At 61.3% G+C, this 17,806-nt stretch carries 20 protein-coding genes; 19 read left to right on the forward strand and 1 reads right to left on the reverse strand.

The window, feature by feature from the left end:
* Positions 1 to 207 precede the first annotated feature (207 nt).
* The gene (locus tag AC0V6L_RS07200; RefSeq protein WP_486153627.1) at positions 208 to 1,026 is read right to left on the reverse strand and encodes a flagellin N-terminal helical domain-containing protein; all 819 of its coding nucleotides are present in this window, start codon (positions 1,024 to 1,026) and stop codon (positions 208 to 210) included.
* A gap of 361 nt (positions 1,027 to 1,387) precedes the next feature.
* Between AC0V6L_RS07200 and AC0V6L_RS07205 the strand changes: the two genes are divergently transcribed.
* From AC0V6L_RS07205 to AC0V6L_RS07295, 19 genes are all read left to right on the forward strand, one after another.
* Positions 1,388 to 2,800: a sigma-54 interaction domain-containing protein gene (locus AC0V6L_RS07205; RefSeq protein WP_486153628.1), complete on the forward strand. Its 1,413-nt coding sequence runs from the start codon at positions 1,388 to 1,390 to the stop codon at positions 2,798 to 2,800.
* Positions 2,797 to 3,150: a flagellar hook-basal body complex protein FliE gene (gene fliE / locus AC0V6L_RS07210; RefSeq protein WP_486153629.1), complete on the forward strand. Its 354-nt coding sequence runs from the start codon at positions 2,797 to 2,799 to the stop codon at positions 3,148 to 3,150. Before AC0V6L_RS07205 ends, fliE begins: the two co-directional genes overlap by 4 nt.
* A 3-nt stretch (positions 3,151 to 3,153) precedes the next feature.
* Positions 3,154 to 4,890, forward strand: coding sequence for a flagellar basal-body MS-ring/collar protein FliF (gene fliF, locus AC0V6L_RS07215; RefSeq protein ID WP_486153630.1), 1,737 nt, complete (start codon positions 3,154 to 3,156; stop codon positions 4,888 to 4,890).
* Positions 4,887 to 5,945, forward strand: coding sequence for a flagellar motor switch protein FliG (gene fliG / locus AC0V6L_RS07220; protein WP_486153631.1), 1,059 nt, complete (start codon positions 4,887 to 4,889; stop codon positions 5,943 to 5,945). The genes fliF and fliG overlap by 4 nt, the downstream gene beginning before the upstream one ends.
* Positions 5,932 to 6,585, forward strand: a complete 654-nt coding sequence (locus AC0V6L_RS07225) for a FliH/SctL family protein (protein ID WP_486153632.1) — start codon at positions 5,932 to 5,934, stop codon at positions 6,583 to 6,585. The genes fliG and AC0V6L_RS07225 overlap by 14 nt, the downstream gene beginning before the upstream one ends.
* Positions 6,586 to 6,593: 8 nt before the next feature.
* Positions 6,594 to 7,943 (forward strand): FliI/YscN family ATPase, encoded by a 1,350-nt coding sequence (locus tag AC0V6L_RS07230; RefSeq protein ID WP_486155071.1) that lies wholly within the window; start codon positions 6,594 to 6,596, stop codon positions 7,941 to 7,943.
* On the forward strand, positions 7,933 to 8,373 hold the full coding sequence (locus AC0V6L_RS07235) for a hypothetical protein (RefSeq protein WP_486153633.1): 441 nt from the start codon (positions 7,933 to 7,935) through the stop codon (positions 8,371 to 8,373). Before AC0V6L_RS07230 ends, AC0V6L_RS07235 begins: the two co-directional genes overlap by 11 nt.
* A 265-nt stretch (positions 8,374 to 8,638) precedes the next feature.
* Entirely contained in the window at positions 8,639 to 9,781 is a 1,143-nt protein-coding gene (locus AC0V6L_RS07240) for a hypothetical protein (RefSeq protein WP_486153634.1), read from the forward strand.
* A complete protein-coding gene (locus AC0V6L_RS07245; RefSeq protein WP_486153635.1) occupies positions 9,729 to 10,526 on the forward strand; it encodes a hypothetical protein in 798 nt (265 codons plus the stop codon). The genes AC0V6L_RS07240 and AC0V6L_RS07245 overlap by 53 nt, the downstream gene beginning before the upstream one ends.
* 33 nt (positions 10,527 to 10,559) lie before the next feature.
* The gene (locus AC0V6L_RS07250; RefSeq protein ID WP_486153636.1) at positions 10,560 to 11,144 is read left to right on the forward strand and encodes a flagellar basal body-associated FliL family protein; all 585 of its coding nucleotides are present in this window, start codon (positions 10,560 to 10,562) and stop codon (positions 11,142 to 11,144) included.
* Entirely contained in the window at positions 11,141 to 12,127 is a 987-nt protein-coding gene (locus AC0V6L_RS07255) for a FliM/FliN family flagellar motor switch protein (protein WP_486153637.1), read from the forward strand. The genes AC0V6L_RS07250 and AC0V6L_RS07255 overlap by 4 nt, the downstream gene beginning before the upstream one ends.
* A complete protein-coding gene (gene fliN / locus AC0V6L_RS07260) occupies positions 12,124 to 12,534 on the forward strand; it encodes a flagellar motor switch protein FliN (protein ID WP_486153638.1) in 411 nt (136 codons plus the stop codon). Before AC0V6L_RS07255 ends, fliN begins: the two co-directional genes overlap by 4 nt.
* Positions 12,531 to 12,845: a flagellar biosynthetic protein FliO gene (locus AC0V6L_RS07265; RefSeq protein WP_486153639.1), complete on the forward strand. Its 315-nt coding sequence runs from the start codon at positions 12,531 to 12,533 to the stop codon at positions 12,843 to 12,845. Before fliN ends, AC0V6L_RS07265 begins: the two co-directional genes overlap by 4 nt.
* Positions 12,842 to 13,675 carry a flagellar type III secretion system pore protein FliP gene (gene fliP, locus AC0V6L_RS07270; protein WP_486153640.1) on the forward strand — a complete coding sequence of 278 codons (834 nt, stop codon included), beginning with the start codon at positions 12,842 to 12,844 and terminating at the stop codon, positions 13,673 to 13,675. The genes AC0V6L_RS07265 and fliP overlap by 4 nt, the downstream gene beginning before the upstream one ends.
* A gap of 14 nt (positions 13,676 to 13,689) precedes the next feature.
* Positions 13,690 to 13,962, forward strand: a complete 273-nt coding sequence (locus AC0V6L_RS07275) for a flagellar biosynthetic protein FliQ (protein WP_486149652.1) — start codon at positions 13,690 to 13,692, stop codon at positions 13,960 to 13,962.
* 34 nt (positions 13,963 to 13,996) lie between these two features.
* On the forward strand, positions 13,997 to 14,797 hold the full coding sequence (locus tag AC0V6L_RS07280; protein ID WP_486153641.1) for a flagellar biosynthetic protein FliR: 801 nt from the start codon (positions 13,997 to 13,999) through the stop codon (positions 14,795 to 14,797).
* On the forward strand, positions 14,794 to 15,933 hold the full coding sequence (locus AC0V6L_RS07285; RefSeq protein ID WP_486153642.1) for an EscU/YscU/HrcU family type III secretion system export apparatus switch protein: 1,140 nt from the start codon (positions 14,794 to 14,796) through the stop codon (positions 15,931 to 15,933). Before AC0V6L_RS07280 ends, AC0V6L_RS07285 begins: the two co-directional genes overlap by 4 nt.
* 30 nt (positions 15,934 to 15,963) lie before the next feature.
* The gene (fliD, locus tag AC0V6L_RS07290) at positions 15,964 to 17,397 is read left to right on the forward strand and encodes a flagellar filament capping protein FliD (RefSeq protein WP_486153643.1); all 1,434 of its coding nucleotides are present in this window, start codon (positions 15,964 to 15,966) and stop codon (positions 17,395 to 17,397) included.
* Positions 17,398 to 17,415: 18 nt separating this feature from the next.
* A complete protein-coding gene (locus AC0V6L_RS07295) occupies positions 17,416 to 17,793 on the forward strand; it encodes a hypothetical protein (RefSeq protein WP_486153644.1) in 378 nt (125 codons plus the stop codon).
* The last annotated feature ends 13 nt before the right edge of the window (positions 17,794 to 17,806 follow it).

Consider the following 17,806-nt stretch of genomic DNA (forward strand, 5'->3'; position numbering starts at 1 on the left):
CAACAAAGACTCAGGCGTGGTCCGGCAAGGCCTTGGCGGATGTCTGATCCGCACCCAACAAAAACGCCCCGGCCCGTGAGCCTAAGCGCCTAGTCACAAAACACCCCCTCAAAACCAAAAACCCGAAAGAGCGCCTCAGCCTCTTTCGGGTTTTCGTGTCTCCAGCCCGGCCAGAACAGACCGGGCTGGATGGTCTTCAAGGTAAGCTTACCGCAGCAGGGAAAGGACGTTCTGCTGTGACTGGTTCGCCTGAGCGAGCATCGCCGTGGATGCCTGACCAAGGATCTGCGCTTTGGCCAAAGCGGTCGATTCCGATGAGAAATCCGTATCTTCGATCCGCGAACGCGCATCGGTCAGGTTGGTCGATGTCGTGGTCAGGTTGTTGATCGCGCTTTCCAGACGGTTCTGGCCTGCACCCAGCGAAGAGCGCGCGCTGTTCACAGCCTGAAGCCCTGCATCAACATTGGTGATCGCGGTGGCCGCGTTGGTAGCGGTGCTCACATCAAGGCCGGCTGCATCAAGGTTGGTGTCATCAATGCCGGTGCTGGTCAAAGTGACATTACGAGTTGCGTCGATCTGAATGTTCACAGAAACGTCGGTGCCGCTGGTCGTGCTGAACAGTGTTACGTCGTTGAATGTTGTGTTGGTCAGAATGTCGTTGATCTGAGCGGCGAGTTCGGTGACTTCGGTGTCAAGGAAACCGCGATCTGTATCATCAAGCGTGCCGTTTTGTGATTGCACGGCGAGTTCACGAACGCGCTGAAGCATGTTGGACACTTCATCCAAAGCCCCTTCGGCGGTTTGCGCCAGCGCAATGCCGTCATTGGCGTTGCGGATGCCTTGGTTCATCGCGCGGATGTCTGAGGTAAAGCCAGTGGCGATTGACAGGCCAGCGGCATCATCAGCGGCTGAGTTGATGCGGCTGCCGGTTGACAGGCGCTCCATCGCATCGCCCAATTGCTTGTTGGCATACATGCTGGCGTTCTGAGCGCGCAGGGCTGAGATATTGGTGTTGATTACGGACATTGGTCTAAAACTCCTAGCGATCGTAAAGTGATCTTGTGTGATCTTGCAGAACGAATTGCTTCGCCGCTGCTGAGACTAAGAGCGACCACTTGGGAGAAAGTTTAAGGGCTGGGTGATGGACCCATGCGAAAAAGCGAACGCAGAAGCGCTTTTGCCCAGAGCCGGCCCGCAGCTTGCCACCCCGGACCAGGCAGGCATCGCCGAGTATCCTGCACGCTCCTGCATAGAGCCCGGCCAGAAATTGCAGGGCTTAGGTGCGACTACGGGGGCTTAACTTACGGCTATCTTGGCTGGCCGGGCGCCAAACCAGCATCGAGCCTTTCATAAGCCCTCAGAAAAACAAGCAAATCGGTGCCGCAACATGCCTAACCCGCCTCAACCGCAATCAGTGCCGCGACCGGCTGAGCGCTGCCGCGTATCCCAATCTGCGCCTCAACCGCTCACCAAACCGGGCGCAGCCCGCGCAGATGTAACCGCGCGTCACTCTGCGCTGCTCGACCCGGTCTTGCCTTTGCTCGCGCATAAATGGCAGCGCGCACGGTTGGTGATGGGCGAAGAGGGGCGCTTTGATTTGCCTGCGGGCGGGCGGCCAAAGGATGCCATTGAGCTTGACCTTGGCCTTGCCCATCAACCCAGCCTTACGCGCAGTTCGCCAGCGCGGGTCGCTTTGCGTTACACCGCGCAATCACACGAAGCCGCGCGCGCTGCGTTTCTGGCATGCTGCGCGCAAGGCGGCTGGCCGATTGCCGCTGATGAGCGCAGCCTTGCATTGCTGACTTTGGCCGAGCGGATTGCGGGCAGCGAAATCCCCGTCTTGCTCGAAGGGCCGACGGGCACAGGTAAAGAAGTTCTCGCCCGGTTTGTGCACCGACTATCCGCGCGCAGCAGCGGGCCATTTGTCGCGGTCAATTGCGCCGCCATGCCCGAAGCGATGCTGGAAGGCCTTCTGTTTGGACACCGTAAGGGCGCATTTACAGGCGCCGCCGAAGCGCGCGAGGGTTTGTTTCGCGCCGCAGATGGCGGGACATTGCTGCTGGATGAGATCGGCGAATTGCCGCTCGCGCTTCAGGCGAAATTGCTGCGCGCTTTGCAGGAAGGCGAAGTTTTGCCGCTGGGCGCAACCAGCCCGATAACCATCGATGTGCGCATCATCGCTTGCACGAATCGCACTTTGGCCGATGAAGTTGCGCTGGGATCTTTCCGCGAGGATTTGCTGTACCGGCTGAATGTGTTCCCGCTCGAAATCGCGGCTTTGCGCGATCGCAAAGGGGATATTGCGCCGCTCGCTTTTGGTATGTTGCTGCGCCATGCCTGCGCAAAAGCGGATGACGGACGCGGTGCATCGCTGCCAAAGCCGAACTGGATCAGCGGGCACGCGCTCGGCCTGCTTGAAGGGCATGCATGGCCGGGCAATGTGCGCGAATTGGAAAATGTGATCCGCCGCGCAATTCTGCTCGCAGGGGATGCTGCGATGATCGGGGCGGACCATATCGTGTTTGATCAACCGGTGCGATGCATGGGCGCGGCGGGCGATGCGCAGGCCGCATCTGCGCTGCCAACACGCACTCCATCAGCATCCAGCCAGCCCGGAGCCGCCTCGCTGTCTGATGTCGCGTTCCGATCCGAAGCGGCCGCCATTATCGATGCGCTCAATTCGAACGGCGGGCACCGTGCGCGCACCGCCCGCGCGCTGGGCATATCGGAGCGAACCCTGCGGTACCGGCTGGCATCCATGCGCGAGACCGGTTTGCTGCAACAAGGAGGCGTATCATGAACGCGATATCTTCAGGATTTGGCGTTTCCGATGTGATGGCGCTGCGCAAGGAAATCCTTGGCCGCTCGCAAGCATTGCAAGATGTGCGCGCAGCCAGCGGGATTGCCCCGGAACCGGGCGAACGCGCGGGCAGCGGCTTTGCCGATACGCTGCAAAATGCGCTGCAATCGGTCAGCGCGGTGCAGAAACATTCAGGCGATATGCAAGCCGGATATGAACGCGGCGAAGTGACCGATATCGCGCAAGTGATGGTCGCTCGCCAGGAAGCGGGCATAGCGTTTGAGGCGACACTGCAAGTGCGCAACAAGCTGCTTTCGGCCTATCAGGAAATCATGCGGATGGGGGCGTGATAAGTGGCTGAGAGCACTCTTCCAGCCGCCTCGCCGATAGGTGATGGCACCGCTGCTGCGGCAAGCCAGCCGGGCGGGTGGCGATCCATGCTGCCGGATGGCGTGGCCGATTTCACGAGGCAACCTGCATTTGTGCGCGCTTTGCCTGCATTGATCGGATTGGGCGCAGTGGTCGCGCTGGCGGCGCTTTATATGATGATCGCATCGGGTCCGCAGCGGATTTTGTATTCCAGCCTGTCCGATGGCGAACGTGCGCAGGTGGTCGATACGCTGGAGCGCGGCGGGATCAGCTATTCCATCGACAATGGCACAGGCGCGATGAGCGTGTCCGAAGATGATGTCTACCGCGCGCGCATGCTGGTCGCATCCGATGCCGGATTGGCAGCGCCCGAAGGGGCCAGCGAAATGCTGGACGCGATCCCGCTGGGTTCCAGCCGCACATTGGAAGGCGAGAGACTGCGGCTGGCGCGCGAGCGCGAATTGATGCTGACGATCCGCGAGATTGACGGGATCGAAGCGGTGCGCGTGCATCTCGCCACGCCTGAACGATCGGTGTTTGTGCGCAATGCCAGCCCGCCCAGCGCCTCTGTCATGGTGCGGCTGGTGGGCGGGCGTTCGCTGGGTCAGGATCAGGTCGAGGCCATCGTCAATCTCGTCTCTGCCTCGGTTCCGGGAATGACATCGGATGCGGTGCGCGTGGTGGATCAAAATGGCCGCCTCCTTTCTGCCGCCCGTGATGCCGCGATGGACGGGCTGGTTTTGCAGCGCGAATTTGAAACCAAGCTGAGCGAGCAGATCGCCGGATTGCTGACGCCTTTGTTAGGAGAAGGCAATTTCTCCAGCCAGGTGCAGGTCGAACTCGACACCAAGGATGTGACGAGCGCCACGGAAAAATACAACGATCCCGGCGTGGTCCGATCAGAAAGCGAGCGCACATCGGTGCGCGTTGCAGGCAGCGGCGGCGTGGGCGGTGTGCCCGGTGTAACGGCAAACACTCCTCCGCCAGATGCCGAATTGGTGGACGAAGCGCCCAATCCGGAAGCCGCCGCCGCACAGACCGAAGCCGCTGCCGCAGATGGCGTGCCCAAAGACACAGAAAGCGCCACATCGCGCAGTTACGAAGTGGGCCGCGAAGTGGCGGTGACTTCGACCCGGCCGGGCGGATTGACCAAACTATCAGTCGCAGTCGCGGTCAGTGATGAAGCATTGAAAGCCGCAGCCCCGATGACGGCGGAGCAATTGCAAAGCCTCGTCAGCGCGGCTGTCGGCGCGGACACGGCGCGCGGTGATATTGTCGAAGTGATCCCCAGCGCGTTTGAAACCGCAGTGATGGAACCGCCTGCCTTTTACGAACAGCCCTGGTTCGCGATGGTGGTGCGTTATGCCACCGCACTCATCGCAGTGCTGCTGGTGCTGTTCCTCGCCGTGCGCCCGATGATCGGGCGAATCAAGAAGGACGGCGCGGCCAAAGATGGCGCGGCCAAAGACGGCGGGTATGGCGATGATGAAGTGCTCGTTTTGATTGATGGCGATGAACCGCTTGCGGGCGCAGCGATTGGTGCAGGCGCGACTGGTTTGGCAGGGCAATCGCAAACAGCGCCAAGCACCTTTGCCGATCTGTCGAAACAGGTTGAGCTCGCTCGGCAGCTTGCCGTTAGTCAACCGGAACGCGCGGTCGAAGCGCTTCAGCGGATGTTAGAGCCGCCATCGGCCAAAGATGAGAAAGCGCCGTCTTCATGAGTGATGCTGATGTGAAAGAGGCTGATCTGGAAAGCGCATCAGGCGGGCGTGCGATCCCTGAACCTTTGCTGGGCCGGGTGGACCGGGCGGCGGTGTTCCTGATGCTGCTGGGCGAGGATGAAGCCGCAGGTCTGCTTGGCCGGATGGAGCCTGTTGAATTGCAGGCGCTGGGCGCTGCCATGTGCGCGCTGGGTGATATCGATCAGGCGCGCATAGCTGAGGCGCTGGAAGATTTCGCAGGCGAAGCGGCGCGCGAAATTCTGCCCGCACGCGGCCGCAATGAACAGGTGCGCCAGATGCTTGAACGCTCGCTTGGGCCCACCAAAGCGGAAAGCATGATGCTTCGCATCGAACCCGCGCCGCGCCCGCGCAGCATCGAAATGGCGCGCTGGCTGGCGCCCAGTGTCGTTGTCAAACTGGTCGCGGATGAACACCCGCAAGTGATCGCGGCTTTGCTGTTGCTGCTGGAGCCGGAACCCGCTGCCGAAGTGCTTTCATCGCTGAATGAGACCAAGCAATCCGCCGTGGTGGAACGGATCGCCAAGATGGGCCCTGTATCGCAGCAGGCTATCGGCATGATCGATCAATTGCTCTCGCACCGGATCGGCGCGAATTTCGGCGCAAGCGCATTGGCCATGGGCGGCCCGCGCGAAGCGGCGAACCTTATCAACCTGTCCGAAGGCGAATTGCGCAATGTCGTGCTGCCCGCCATCGCCCAGCGCGACGAGGAACTGGCGCAGAAAATCGAAGACGAATTGTTCACGTTCGAAATGCTGCTTGAACTGGACCCGCAAGGGATGGGCCGCTTGCTGCGCGATGTGGATAACGAAGCGCTGATTGATGCGCTCAAAGGACTTAGCGAAGAAGATCGCGAACCCTTCTTTGCCGCCATGTCGAGCCGCGCTGCTGATGGGGTGCGCGATGAAATTGAACTGCGCGGCAGATTGGCCATGGCCGATGTGAAACTGGCCCAGCGAAAGATTGTCGATCTCGCCCGCTCGCTGGCCGAAGAAGGCGAAATTTCCATAGGGGCAGATGACAGTGAATTCGTCTGATTGGATCGCTGATGCGGCCGCGGCCGGGGCTTTGTCAGCCGGTGGTGCATCCGGCGCCGCCGTGCCCGATTGGATCGCGGCGTTCAGCGCGCCGAGCGAGTTTAGCGCGGCATCGCCCTTCGCCCGCGCCCACCCTGCCAGCGAAACCCCAGAAACCCCTCGGCCCAGCGAGCCCGCCCAGCCGCAGACCGAATGGGATCGCGGATATGCGCAAGGCGAAGCCGCCGCACACAAGGCGCTGGAGGCAAAGCTGGCCCTGATGGACGATGAACGCATGGCTTTGCGGCTTGCCTTTCGCCAGCTTGATCAGGCGGCAATGGATGCGCTGGCTGCAGAACTGGCGGAGACGGTTCTTTCGCTGTGCGATGCGGCCTTGGCAGATCATGCTGCCGATCCCGATGCTTTGCAAAAACGCGCGCGCGCGGCAGCCACACGGCTTGGGTCTGCAGCGCAATCGTGCACTTTGCATCTGAACCCGGATGATCTGGCGCTGTTGGAAGAAGGCGCTTTGGCCGAATGGGAGATTGTTCCCGATCCGGCGCTCGAACGCGGCTCTATCGAACTTAGCGGACCCGAAGGCGGCGTGCGCGATGGCCCGGCGGAATGGCGGCGCGCGATTGCCGCTGCCTTGCGCGGATAGCGGCCCTTATGCTGGCCGAAATGCAGCTGGAATGCGCGCGGATGCGGCGCGCGCATGTTGAATGCGGCCCTGTGATAACGGGCCGGGTGGCGGCGTGCGATGGCGGATTGGTCGAAGTGTCGGGATTGCCGCTGCCTATCGGTTCACTTGGAGCCATCGAGGCAGAGGATGGCACCGAAAGCCTTGCCGAAGTGATCGGTTTTCGCAGCGGGCATTCTTTGATGATGCTGCTGGGCGATGCGGTGCTGCTGCGCCCCGATGCCAGCGTGCGCGCGTGCGGCAGGCCGGGCGAAGTGCCCGTGGGCGATGCCGTGCTTGGCCGCGCTTTGGACGGGCTGGGGGCGCCGATTGATGGTGGACCGCCGATTGATTTTACCCGGCACTGGCCGCTGGCCGGACACCGCGAAAGCGCGCTCGAACGCGCGCGGGTCAGCCAGTCGTTTGATTGCGGCGTGCGCGCGATCAACGCGCTCACCACGATGGGCGTGGGCCAGCGAATGGGCGTGATTGCCGGGTCCGGCGTGGGCAAATCGGTTCTGATTGACACGATTGCGGGCCATGCGGTGGCGGATATCACGATTGTTGCTTTGATCGGGGAACGCGCGCGCGAAGTGTCCGACTTTGTCGCGCGGCATATGGCAGGCCCGCAGCGCGGACGCATTGTCGTTATCGCTGTGCCTGCCGACCACGCACCCAATCTGCGGCTGCGCGCCGCGCAATATGCCACCGCATTGTCCGAATATTTCCGCGCGCAAGGCAAAAGTGTGATGCTGATCCTCGACAGCCTGACCCGAGTTGCCCATGCTGCGCGCGAATTGGCGCTGGTGCTGGGCGAGCCGGGAGCTGCGCGCGGCTATCCGCCTTCGGCGTTGGCAGCTGTGACCAAATTGGTCGAACGTGCCGGCAATTCGCAGCGCACGGGCGGGGCTGTCACGGGCCTTTACACGGTTCTGGCCGATGGCGATGACACCGCTGATCCGGTGGTTGATACCGCGCGCGCCATCCTTGATGGGCATATCGTTTTGTCGCGCGAGTTTGCGCAGCGCGGGCATTATCCCGCGATTGATGTGCCCGCATCGCTGAGCCGGGTGATGGATGAATTGGTGCCGCCGACCGTTGCAGAGGCGGCGCGCACAGTGCGCGGATTGATGAGCGTGCGCGAGGACAATCGCGATCTTGTTATGATGGGCGCTTACCGTGCAGGATCGGATGTGATGCTGGACAGGGCGCTTTCGCTGTCTGAGCGGATCGATGGTTTTGTCACGCAGCGCCGGGGCGAGGCGTTTGGTCTTGAAGACAGTCAAAGCGCGCTGCTTGACCTTGCCGCAGCGGGGCAAGAGGCAATCCTTGCCGAATAATCGCAAGCTGAAACGCGCAGAGCGGCAATTGTTATTGGCGCGCATTGCGCGGCGCGATGCGATGACAGCGCTCGCCGATGCCATCGCGCAGGAACAGCGCAGCGCCAGCCTAGCGCAGCGCAGCCGCGAGCTTGCTCGCGGTTATGGCGGGCGCACAGGCGCGCAAACAGGCGGCACTTTAAGCCATCAGACCCTGTTCGCAGGCGAGCTTGCCGCATTGGCGCGCAATGCCGATCAGGCGCGCGGCGATGCTTCGCGTCAGGCGCGCTGGCAGGTCGATAAGCTGGCACAAAGCGAACAGCGCATTGAGCGATTGAGCGCGCGGGCCAAGGCCGCGCTTCGTGAACAGCGCGATAGGCAGGAACGCGTAGATCAGCCCATCGCCGCCGCCATGGCACGCAAATTGCAGTCCAATCCCGACAAAAGCTGAGCGCTGCGACTTGGGTTTCGGCCCAAAGCGGGATTGAGCGCGGTTGAGCGTGTATTTTCAAGGATGATGTTATGATTTCTGGCTCCAATTCTGCGATTTCCGCTGGCAAGGTTCCCGCCGGTGCAGGCCTGCCGAGCGGGCAAGGTCTGCCGAAGGGATCAGATTTGACCGGTTCGCCCGGCCTGTCCGGTCTGGCTAGTGCGCCCGGTCTGGCCAGTCCGCGAAGTCTGAAAGCCGCCCCTAATCCGGGCACCCCCGTCCGTCCATGGATATGGCTGCGCTGTTGGACGAGGGGGTTTTGGCCAAAGTGCATGGCGGTGGGGCTATACCCGTTGCCGCGCCCACTATTGGCCGCAATTTTGGCTCCGGTGCTGGCAATGCGCCTTTGGACAGGGGCGGCGCCCCGTTTGATGGCCCGCTGAATGCCCTGTCTGGGGCCCTGTCTGATGCTCCGTCTGATGCCCCGTCTGATGCCCAGTCTCATGCTGCGCCCGATGCTTCGTCCGAAAGCCCGGTCGATGCCTCGCCGATTGCATTGTTGAACCTTGCAAAGAATGTTTCGCCGATTGCGGATGCTGCCTTGCCCGGTGAGCCTTCCGAAATGCTTGCTCCCAGCGGATTGCAGGCGGGCCGGTTGGCGGATGCGCCCCTTGGTCAATTCCCCATCACGCAGCCCGCAGTCGACATCCGCGCGAAACTGGAATTCGCCAGCGCCCCGTCTGATTTGGGGCCTTATGTGAGGCCTGAATTGAGGCCTGCTTTGGGGCCCGCTTTGCCGGGCGAAACTGAAGGCGCGCAGCCGATTGCGGATGCGAAATTGCCAGCAAAGGGCGCGCAGGATGCCTTGCCCCGCGCGGTTGCAAAGGGCTCGCAGGATCGGCCTGTTCAAATGCCGCCTCAGCCTGAAACGCCGGCCGCAGCTGGGGTGCCGGATGTTGCAGCGGCGGTTCCTGTTCAAGCTGGGCAAGCGGATAGGGCGCGCCCGGCTGGGATGGCGCGCGATCCGGCTGCGGCGGGAGCTTTGCCAGCGCTTGAACCTGCCGCGGCGGACGCGGCCGATAAACGCGCGCGCGGCGAACCGGCCGCTGCATCCAATGGCGGCAAAGCCTTGCAGGCCGGCAAGGATATGCCGCAAGCGAAGGCCGCGCAGGCTTTGCCGGCGGCGCAGGCTGCACAATCCGGACAAGAAGCGGCCAAGCCTTTGCCGCAGGCCCTCGCTGCCGATCAACTGGCCGCATTGCAAAAGGGGAAGCAGCGCCCGGAACTTGGCGCAGCAGCGCTTAAGCGAGCTGCGCTCAATACGCCCGCACCGGATATTCTGCCGCAGCTCGCCCGCGCGCCCCAGCAGCAGCAGTTTGATCCGACTCGCCAAACGGCGGCTCCCCCTGGCTGGCATCAAAGCCGCTGAAACTTCAGATGAGGCCCAGCTGCGACCGCTTCCCCAGACCCGCACCGATCCGGCCAAGCTTACTGCCGCCCCCCGATTGGCCGAAGCGCAGCCGAGCCATGACCCGATCGCAGAGCGGCCCGGTGCCGCATTAACGCCTGCCGCCAGCGCGCACGCTGCAGCCAACCCATCGGTGAGCGCCCCCACCAACGCCGCTGCTGCCCCCTCATTCTCAGCCGTCCCGGCGCCTGACAAAGCGACTGCCCCGCAGATTGAGCAAGCGATCGACCAATTGACCCAGACGCGTGAGGCATCGCGGTCTGCCCGGCCCGAATTAACCGTGCGCCATGCCGAATTTGGCGCGGTCAATATGCGGCTGGAGGCATCGGGTGCGGATTTGCGCGCCGTGCTGACCAATCGCGATCCAGGATTTATCCCGGCAATCCATGCCGCTATGGCAGATCGCGCGGTCATCGCTGCGGTTGAAACCACCAGCCAGGCGGGCAACCAGCCCGGATCGCGGCATCAGGAAAGCAGCCAAAACGGTGCCAATAGCACGGCCCATTCCGGCGCGCACAATGCGGGCAGCGGAGGGTCTGCGGCAGGCGGAAACCCGCGCTACGGGTCTTTCCTAGGGGAGGAGGGAAGCGGCTCTCAACCATCTTTGGAGCATTTGGGCGCTGACAGGCAGGACAGCCTTTTGCGCGATGGCGGCGGGGCTGATGGCCTGGCGGACGGCAAGCGCAATGGCGGGCTGTTCGCTTAAACTTGCCACGCATGCTCGGGGAGCTGAAAGACAATGGCCAAGACCGAAGATATGGACGACAAAGCCTCTGGCGGAGGCGGGGTGATGATGAAAATCGTCATCGCGGTTGTGCTCACGCTCGTCCTTGCAGGGGGCGGGGCTTACGGCGCTTATGCCGCCGGTTTGTTTGGCGGTAATGAAGATAGCGGACCGGATTTGCCCGAATATATCAAAAAGGGCGAAGATGATCCCTATGCCATGCCTACAGAGGGCGGCGGCAAGGATGAATTTACCGTCGTTCACGGCGAAGGCGGCAGCGAATACCGCACTGCATATTACAATTTCGAAGACAGCTTCACGTCCAATCTGGCCGGTTCGCCTGCACTGGTGCAAACTGAGCTTGCCGTATCCACGCGCCGCGATGGACGCGTGCTGCAATGGGTGAAAACGCATGAACTGGCGATCCGATCAGCAATCCTGGCGCAGCTTGCCGCAACGACAGAGGCGGAATTGTACGATGTTGAAGGCAAGGCAAAGCTCACCAAACGCCTGACCGATGCGATCAATGCTGTGCTGGAGGAGAACGAAGGCTTTGGCGGGGTTGAAGCGGTGCATTTCAGAGGGCTGCTGGTCCAATGAACTTGTCCCCCAACATGGCAGACGCCTTTGCCACCGCGCGTCCGCAGGCGCAGCACTGCGATGACCTCATTCGCACCGGCCCGCGCCCCGAAGAACGCGCGGAAAACCTTGCCGCATGGCAGCGCGATATTGCGCGCGAATTGTCGCAGGATCTGTCCGAATTGCTCTCAGGCGCAAAGTTGACCGTTGAACTGTCAGCGCCAGAGGCGATGGCCGGGTCCGATGTGCTTACCCGGATTGGCCCGATTGCAGCGAACAGCCTGCTGCGCTGCGGGCAGGATGATCACACGCTGCTTTTGTCCTATGATTTTGCCACTGCGATTGCGCTGACGGATCGCTCGTTCGGCGGGGATGGCAGGCCGAGCGAAGATGATCTGCCTGAACAATTGCCGCGTTCTGCTGCGATGCTGACTGACACTGCGGCCAAGATTATCGCCCAGACCATCGCGCGGGTTAGCATGGAAGGGCAGGCTGGTTCGAGCAGCGGCCCTGGCAATGGCGGCGCGGTGCGGTCGATCAAAGCGGATGTGATAGTCCGCAGCGAAAGTGCAGGCCGATTGAAACCGTTCGATCAGGACACGCCTTGCGCCGTCTTTACCCTGGAATGCCGCGAGGAAAGCGCCTCGGGCGATCCGCTTATCTGGAAAGCGCTCATCGCGCTGCCCGAACAGCGGCTCGACCGATTGCTGCCGGGCGCGGCCAGCAATGATGCGCGCAGCGATAAGGCGGCGAAACGGCGCGGGGGCAATGATGCACCCTTTGCCCATATCCCTCTGTCAATCGAAGCGGTGCTGGCGGAATTTGACCTCTCGCTCACCCGGCTCGAACGGCTTAGGCCCGGCGATCAGATCCCCTTTGCCATGCCGCGCGAAGTGCCGCTGCGCACGGGCGAGGACGTGCTGGCGCATGGCAGCCTTGGTACGATTGACAATCAGATGGCGGTGCGCCTCACCCGGTTTCATCGCAGCGGGGTGGCGGCATGAACGCGGTCAGCCCTGCTTTGCAGCGATTTGGCGATGTCAGCGTAAGGCTGTCGGTGGAATTGGGCCGCAGCGATATGCCGCTGCGCGATGTTCTGGCGCTGGGCGAAGGCAGCGTGGTGCCATTGAACAGGCTGACCGATGAATTGCTCGATATCACTGCCAATGGCCGCGTCATCGCGCGCGGCGAAGTGGTTGCGCAAGATGGCCGGTTCGCGCTGAGGATTGTCAGCCTTGCGGGCGATGATGAAGGGCCAGGCCTTGCTGCCCCGCCTTCTGCAACGCCTTCTGCCTCCCTTTCTGGCGGGGCAATGGACGATGCGCCATCAGCACAGCCGCCGCCCATGGGCGACACCGCTGGTGCGCCGAAAGACGCCCTGAAAGATATTCAGAAAGACATTGGCCAATGATGGCCGAATATCTTGTGCGGTTGGCGATTTTGCTGCCGCTTTTGGGGCTGCTTATCTGGGGCAGCCTGCGCCTGACGCGGTTTTTGCAGACCCGTTTGGTGGGCATGCAATCAGCATCGCGCGCGGTCAAACTGGTTGAAACCAGTCTGGTGGCGCCGGGTTTGAAATTGGCCGTTGTCCGCTTTCATGACCGTGAGATTTTGCTGGGCTGTTCGCGTCAGGGGCTGGTGCGGCTGGCCGAAAGCAATCCAATTCCCGATGCGGCAGAGGCAAATACCGCTGAACACTCCAACCCAAACCCCCCGGCATGAGCGGCGTTCTCCGCCTTGTCCTCGGCGCCATCGGCCTTGCCGGGTTAACCATATTTCTGGGCCTTGATATGGCCCATGCCGCCGCGCCCCAATTGCCGCCCCAGACGCCCGATCCGGGGGAAACCGGCGCAGGCATTGGCAGCGCCATTGAACGCGCGCTGGGCGGTGAAAACGGCAGCGATGCTGCGGGCGAGGGGGATGCGCCTTTAAGCCTGTCCTTGCAGGTTCTGCTGGTGATGAGCCTGCTGACGATCCTGCCTGCGATCGTTTTGATGATGACCAGTTTCCTGCGCATCCTGATTGTCCTGTCGATCCTGCGCCAGGCGTTGGGATTGCAAGGTTCCCCGCCCACTCAGGTGCTGGTGGGGCTGTCGCTGTTTTTGTCGCTGTTTGTCATGGCCCCCACGATTGATGTCGTGAACGCCACCGCGATTGAACCTTATGCGGCGGGCACTCTGGATGCTGATGCTGCCATTGCGAGCGCGGGCGAGGCGTTCCACGCTTTCATGCTGCGCCAAACGCGCGAGGCGAACCTTGTCATGTTCACCGATCTGGCGGGCGGCGGACTGTTTGAAAACCCATCGGACATTCCATTTTCGATCCTGCTGCCCGCTTTCGTCACCTCCGAATTGGAAACCGCTTTCCAGATCGGCTTCATGCTGTTTCTGCCGTTTCTGGTGATCGATCTGGTGGTGGCCAGCGTGCTGATGAGCCTTGGCATGATGATGCTATCACCCACGATTGTGTCACTGCCGTTCAAGCTTTTGCTGTTTGTGCTGGTTGATGGCTGGGTGCTGTTGATGGGCAGTCTGGCGATGAGCTTTGCTTAAAGGAGCACGCAGCCATGCAGGATGATGTCCAATTGCTCGCGCTGGCGGATCAGACCTTGTGGACGGTCGCGTTGATTGCTGGCCCCGTTTTGATCGCCGCGCTGACTGTCGGGCTGCTCGTCGGGATTATTCAGGCAGCGACATCGGTCAACGAACAGACGCTGACATTCGTGCCCAAATTGATGATTGTCGCGCTGGTTTTCGTAGTGCTGGGCGGCACGATGATCGGTTTGCTGGGCGATTTTCTGATCGAGATTTTCGCACATATCGCGCAGGTTTCGGCCTGACCGGGCCGGGCCAGGCCAATCTGGTGCGCGCGCGATGAACACGCTTGATTTCGGCTTTGCCAATCTGGATGCGCAATTGTGGCAATTGCTGCTTTTATCGGTGCGCTGTTCGGTGGCGATATTGGCTGCGCCCATGATTGGCGGATTGACCGTGCCCGTGCAGGCGCGCGCCATGTTGGGCATTGCTTTTGGCGTGTTTGTGGCCGTGTGGATGCCGCTGCCCCCGCTGCCCGATATGATGAGCTTTGCCGCCATTTTGGCCGTGGTTCAGGAAGTGTTGATCGGGGTGGCCATGGGCTTTGTCTTGCAAGTGGCCTTTGCCGTGCCTCTGATCGCGGCAGAACAGATCGCAGGCACGATGGGCCTTGCGATTGCGACCAGCATTGATCCGGCCAGCGGCGCGCAATCGGGCGCGCTTGGCACGTATTTTTCGCTGGTGATGACGTTGTTGTTCTTTGCCATTGGCGGGCATTTGCTGTGGTTTGAATTGCTGATCGAAAGCTACCGCATTCTGCCTGTGGGCTCTTTTGCTTTTGGCGAAGTGCGTGCGCGCGCTTTGGCGGAGTTTATGGGTTATGGATTTGCGCTCGCCGCCGCGATTGGCTTTCCCGTGGTGCTGGTTTTACTGGTGGTGCAAATGGTGACAGGGATGATTTCGCGCTCTGCACCGGCGCTTAACCTGTTTGCGCTGGGCCTGCCTGCGGGGGTGTTTGCCGGGATTGCCGCGCTGATACTGGCAATGCCGATCCTGATTGAGCAATTTACAGCCGCTTTGTTTGTCGCACTGCAACAGGCAGAGCTGGTGATTGCGCCTGCCGGCGGGGCGCAGTCATGAGCGAGGAAACCGCAGGCGAAAAGACCCTAGAACCCACAGACAAAAAGAAACGCGATGCGGCGCAAAAGGGCAATGTCCTTCGTTCGCGCGAAGTCGCCAGTGCAGCCGCCGTGGCAACAGGCGTGTTCGTGCTGTCGCAAGTGGGCGGGTGGCTGTTTTCCGGGCTGGATACGGTCGCCAATGCCAGTTTCCGGTTTGACCACCGGACTTTGGAAGCGTTGGAGCCGGGGCGCTTGTTTAAACTGGCGGGCGCGCAATTGCTTCCCCCCATTCTGGTGATTGGCGTGTGCGTGATGGCAATGACGCTGGCGGCGCAATTGTTGCTAGGGGGCGAAGGGCGATTTGTGCTCAAAAACCTGGAGATGAAAGCGACGCGCGTCAGCCCGCTGGCCGGGATGAAGCGGATTTTCGGCATTCAGGGGCTGGTGGAACTGTTCAAAAGCGTTTTGAAACTGGTCCTGATGGCATCGCTTGCCGCGTGGTGGGCGGCGGACAATCTTACATTGCTGCTGGGACTGGGGCGCGGCAGTTTGGATGTGCAGATCGCTTATGCGCTGGAGGCTTTATCCTCGCTGGTGGGGCTGCTGGTGCTGGGCCTTATCATCATCGCGATGGTCGATTTTCCGCTCCAGCAATTCCAGCGCAACAAAAAGCTCAAGATGAGCCATCAGGATATGCGCGATGAAACCAAGCAATCCGAAGGCTCGCCCGAAATGAAAGGCGCGCGCCGCCAGCGTCAGCGCGATATGGCGCGCGGCGGCGTGGCAGGGGCGATGAAAGAAGCGCAGTTTGTGGTGGTGAACCCGCTGCATTTCGCAGTTGCGCTAACTTATGATCCCGATCTTGCACCGGCCCCTGTCGTGCTGGTCAAAGGGCGCGGGGAAACCGCGCTCGCCATGCGCGAAATTGCGGCCGAAGATGGCTTGCCCGTGCTCGAATATCCAAGCCTGGCGCGCGCGATTTATTTCACCACACAGGCCAATCAGATGGTGCGCGAAGATTTGTATGTCGCCATCGCGTCGCTGGTTGCCTTTGTACTGTCGCTGAAGCGCGGGGGAAAGCCGGCGCTGCCCACAATCGAAGTGCCCGAAGACTTGCGCTTTGACGGCGATGGCAAACGCGAAATTCCGGCTTAAACCTGCTTCAAAAGGACCGTTCTATCCACCATGGACAATCCCGGCTCATCAATCATTTCCGCGCTTGGCGCAGGCAGCGGCGTCAATTTTGTGCAATTGGCCAATGACATTTCCGAGGCCACGTTTGCCGCCCAGCGCCAGAATCTCACATCGCGCAACGAAACGCTGACCGCGCGCATTTCGGCAGCGGCGAACCTGCGCAATGTCCTCACAGAGCTGTCTTCGGCATTGGGTGACCGTATCCGCACCGGTGATCTGTCGCCCGAAGGCACGGTTGCTGACCCAAGCGTTGCCAGCGTTTCCACTCCGACAGGTTCCACGCCAACGGGCACATATTCGCTCGAGGTTAGCCAATTGGCGCAAAGCCAGACATTGGTGTCCCCCGCTTTTGCCGATGCGAGCGATCTGGTGGGCGAAGGCACGCTGACCATCAGGTTCGGCACGGTCGCAGGCGGCGGCTTTACCGAAGATACGAACCAGACCGCGCTCGATATCACGGTCGATGCGGCTGATACGGTGGAAACTCTCGCTGCCAAAATCACCACCGCCAGCGATGGCGCGCTGACGGCCTATGTGGCGCAAGGCACCGATGGCGCGCAATTGGTGATCAAGGGGCAGGACGGCGATGTAAACGGCTTCACTCTTGAAGGGACCAACAATTCCATCCTGCCGCTGGGCGGGGGGCCCGGTGATCTGACTTATTTGTCGTGGGATCCGGGCAGCGATGCCGGCCAATTGCGCCAAACCGCGCAAGATGCAGTGTTTGAGCTGGATACGGTCGAAATTCGCAGCACCAGCAACACTGTCACCGGCCTTCCCGAAGGGATGACGCTGGAGCTGACCGGCACCAATCCGGGCGCACCCACCACGATCAGCTTTGCCAGCAATACAGGCGCGATTTCCGCTGTCATGGCCGATCTGGTCGCGGCGCTGAATGATGTGGCGGGCATCGTCAACGAAGATGGCAATGCACTGGGTGGCGCGCTGGGCAATGATCCGGGCGCGCGCGCGCTTAAGGGCGATCTGGGGCGGCTCACCAATGAAGTGATCATGCCCAATGCCGAAGATGATGAACCGCGCACTTTTGCCGATCTGGGCGTTTCGCGCACGGCTGATGGCACATTTGTGTTGGATGCAGAGCGGCTGAATGAAACGCTAAGCGCCAATCCCGATGCCACCGCAGCCATGTTCACCACCAGCGTTTTCGGCGTATTCGCCACTATCGACAATCTGGCGCGCGACAACACCACGACGACCGATCCTGGTTCGCTGGGCGGTTCGGTGGAGCGGTATGAAAACCTGATTGAGCGCAATGATGAACGCCTGGAACGCATTGCCGACCAACAAAACCGCCTGCGCGAAAGGCTGGTGCGCGATCTGGTTGGCGCGGAAAGCCGAATTGCCAGTTCGCAATCCACGCTCAGCTTTTTGCAGCAGCAATTTGACCTGTCGAACAACAATTAAACCCGCCGCGATCCCCCTATGCAAAGCTTTTCAACCAATCCCGCCGCGGTTTATCGCAAGGTTGATCTGGATGCCCGGATTGAGGCGTCCGGTGGCAGCGATCTGACGCGCATCTGCCTTGAAGAGGCGATCTCTGCGCTGGGTCAGGCGCTGGTCCGGCTGTCGCAAAACCCCGATGCGGTGCCGCGCGATGCGCTGGTGCGCGCGCACAGCATTGCCTTGTGGTTGATGCGCACGGTCGCGCCGGACAATCCTTTGCGCGATGCGCTGCTGCAATTTTATGGCGGGCTTGAAAAAACCATTCGCAGCAATCTGGTAAATCCGCGTTTCAGCGAATTAAACATCGCGCGGCGCGATTATCAGGATTTGCTCGAAGCGGCGAAAGCTGCCGCCTAAGTATCAAATGCTG

It is taken from the genome of Erythrobacter sp. JB1-15 (assembly GCF_057365035.1).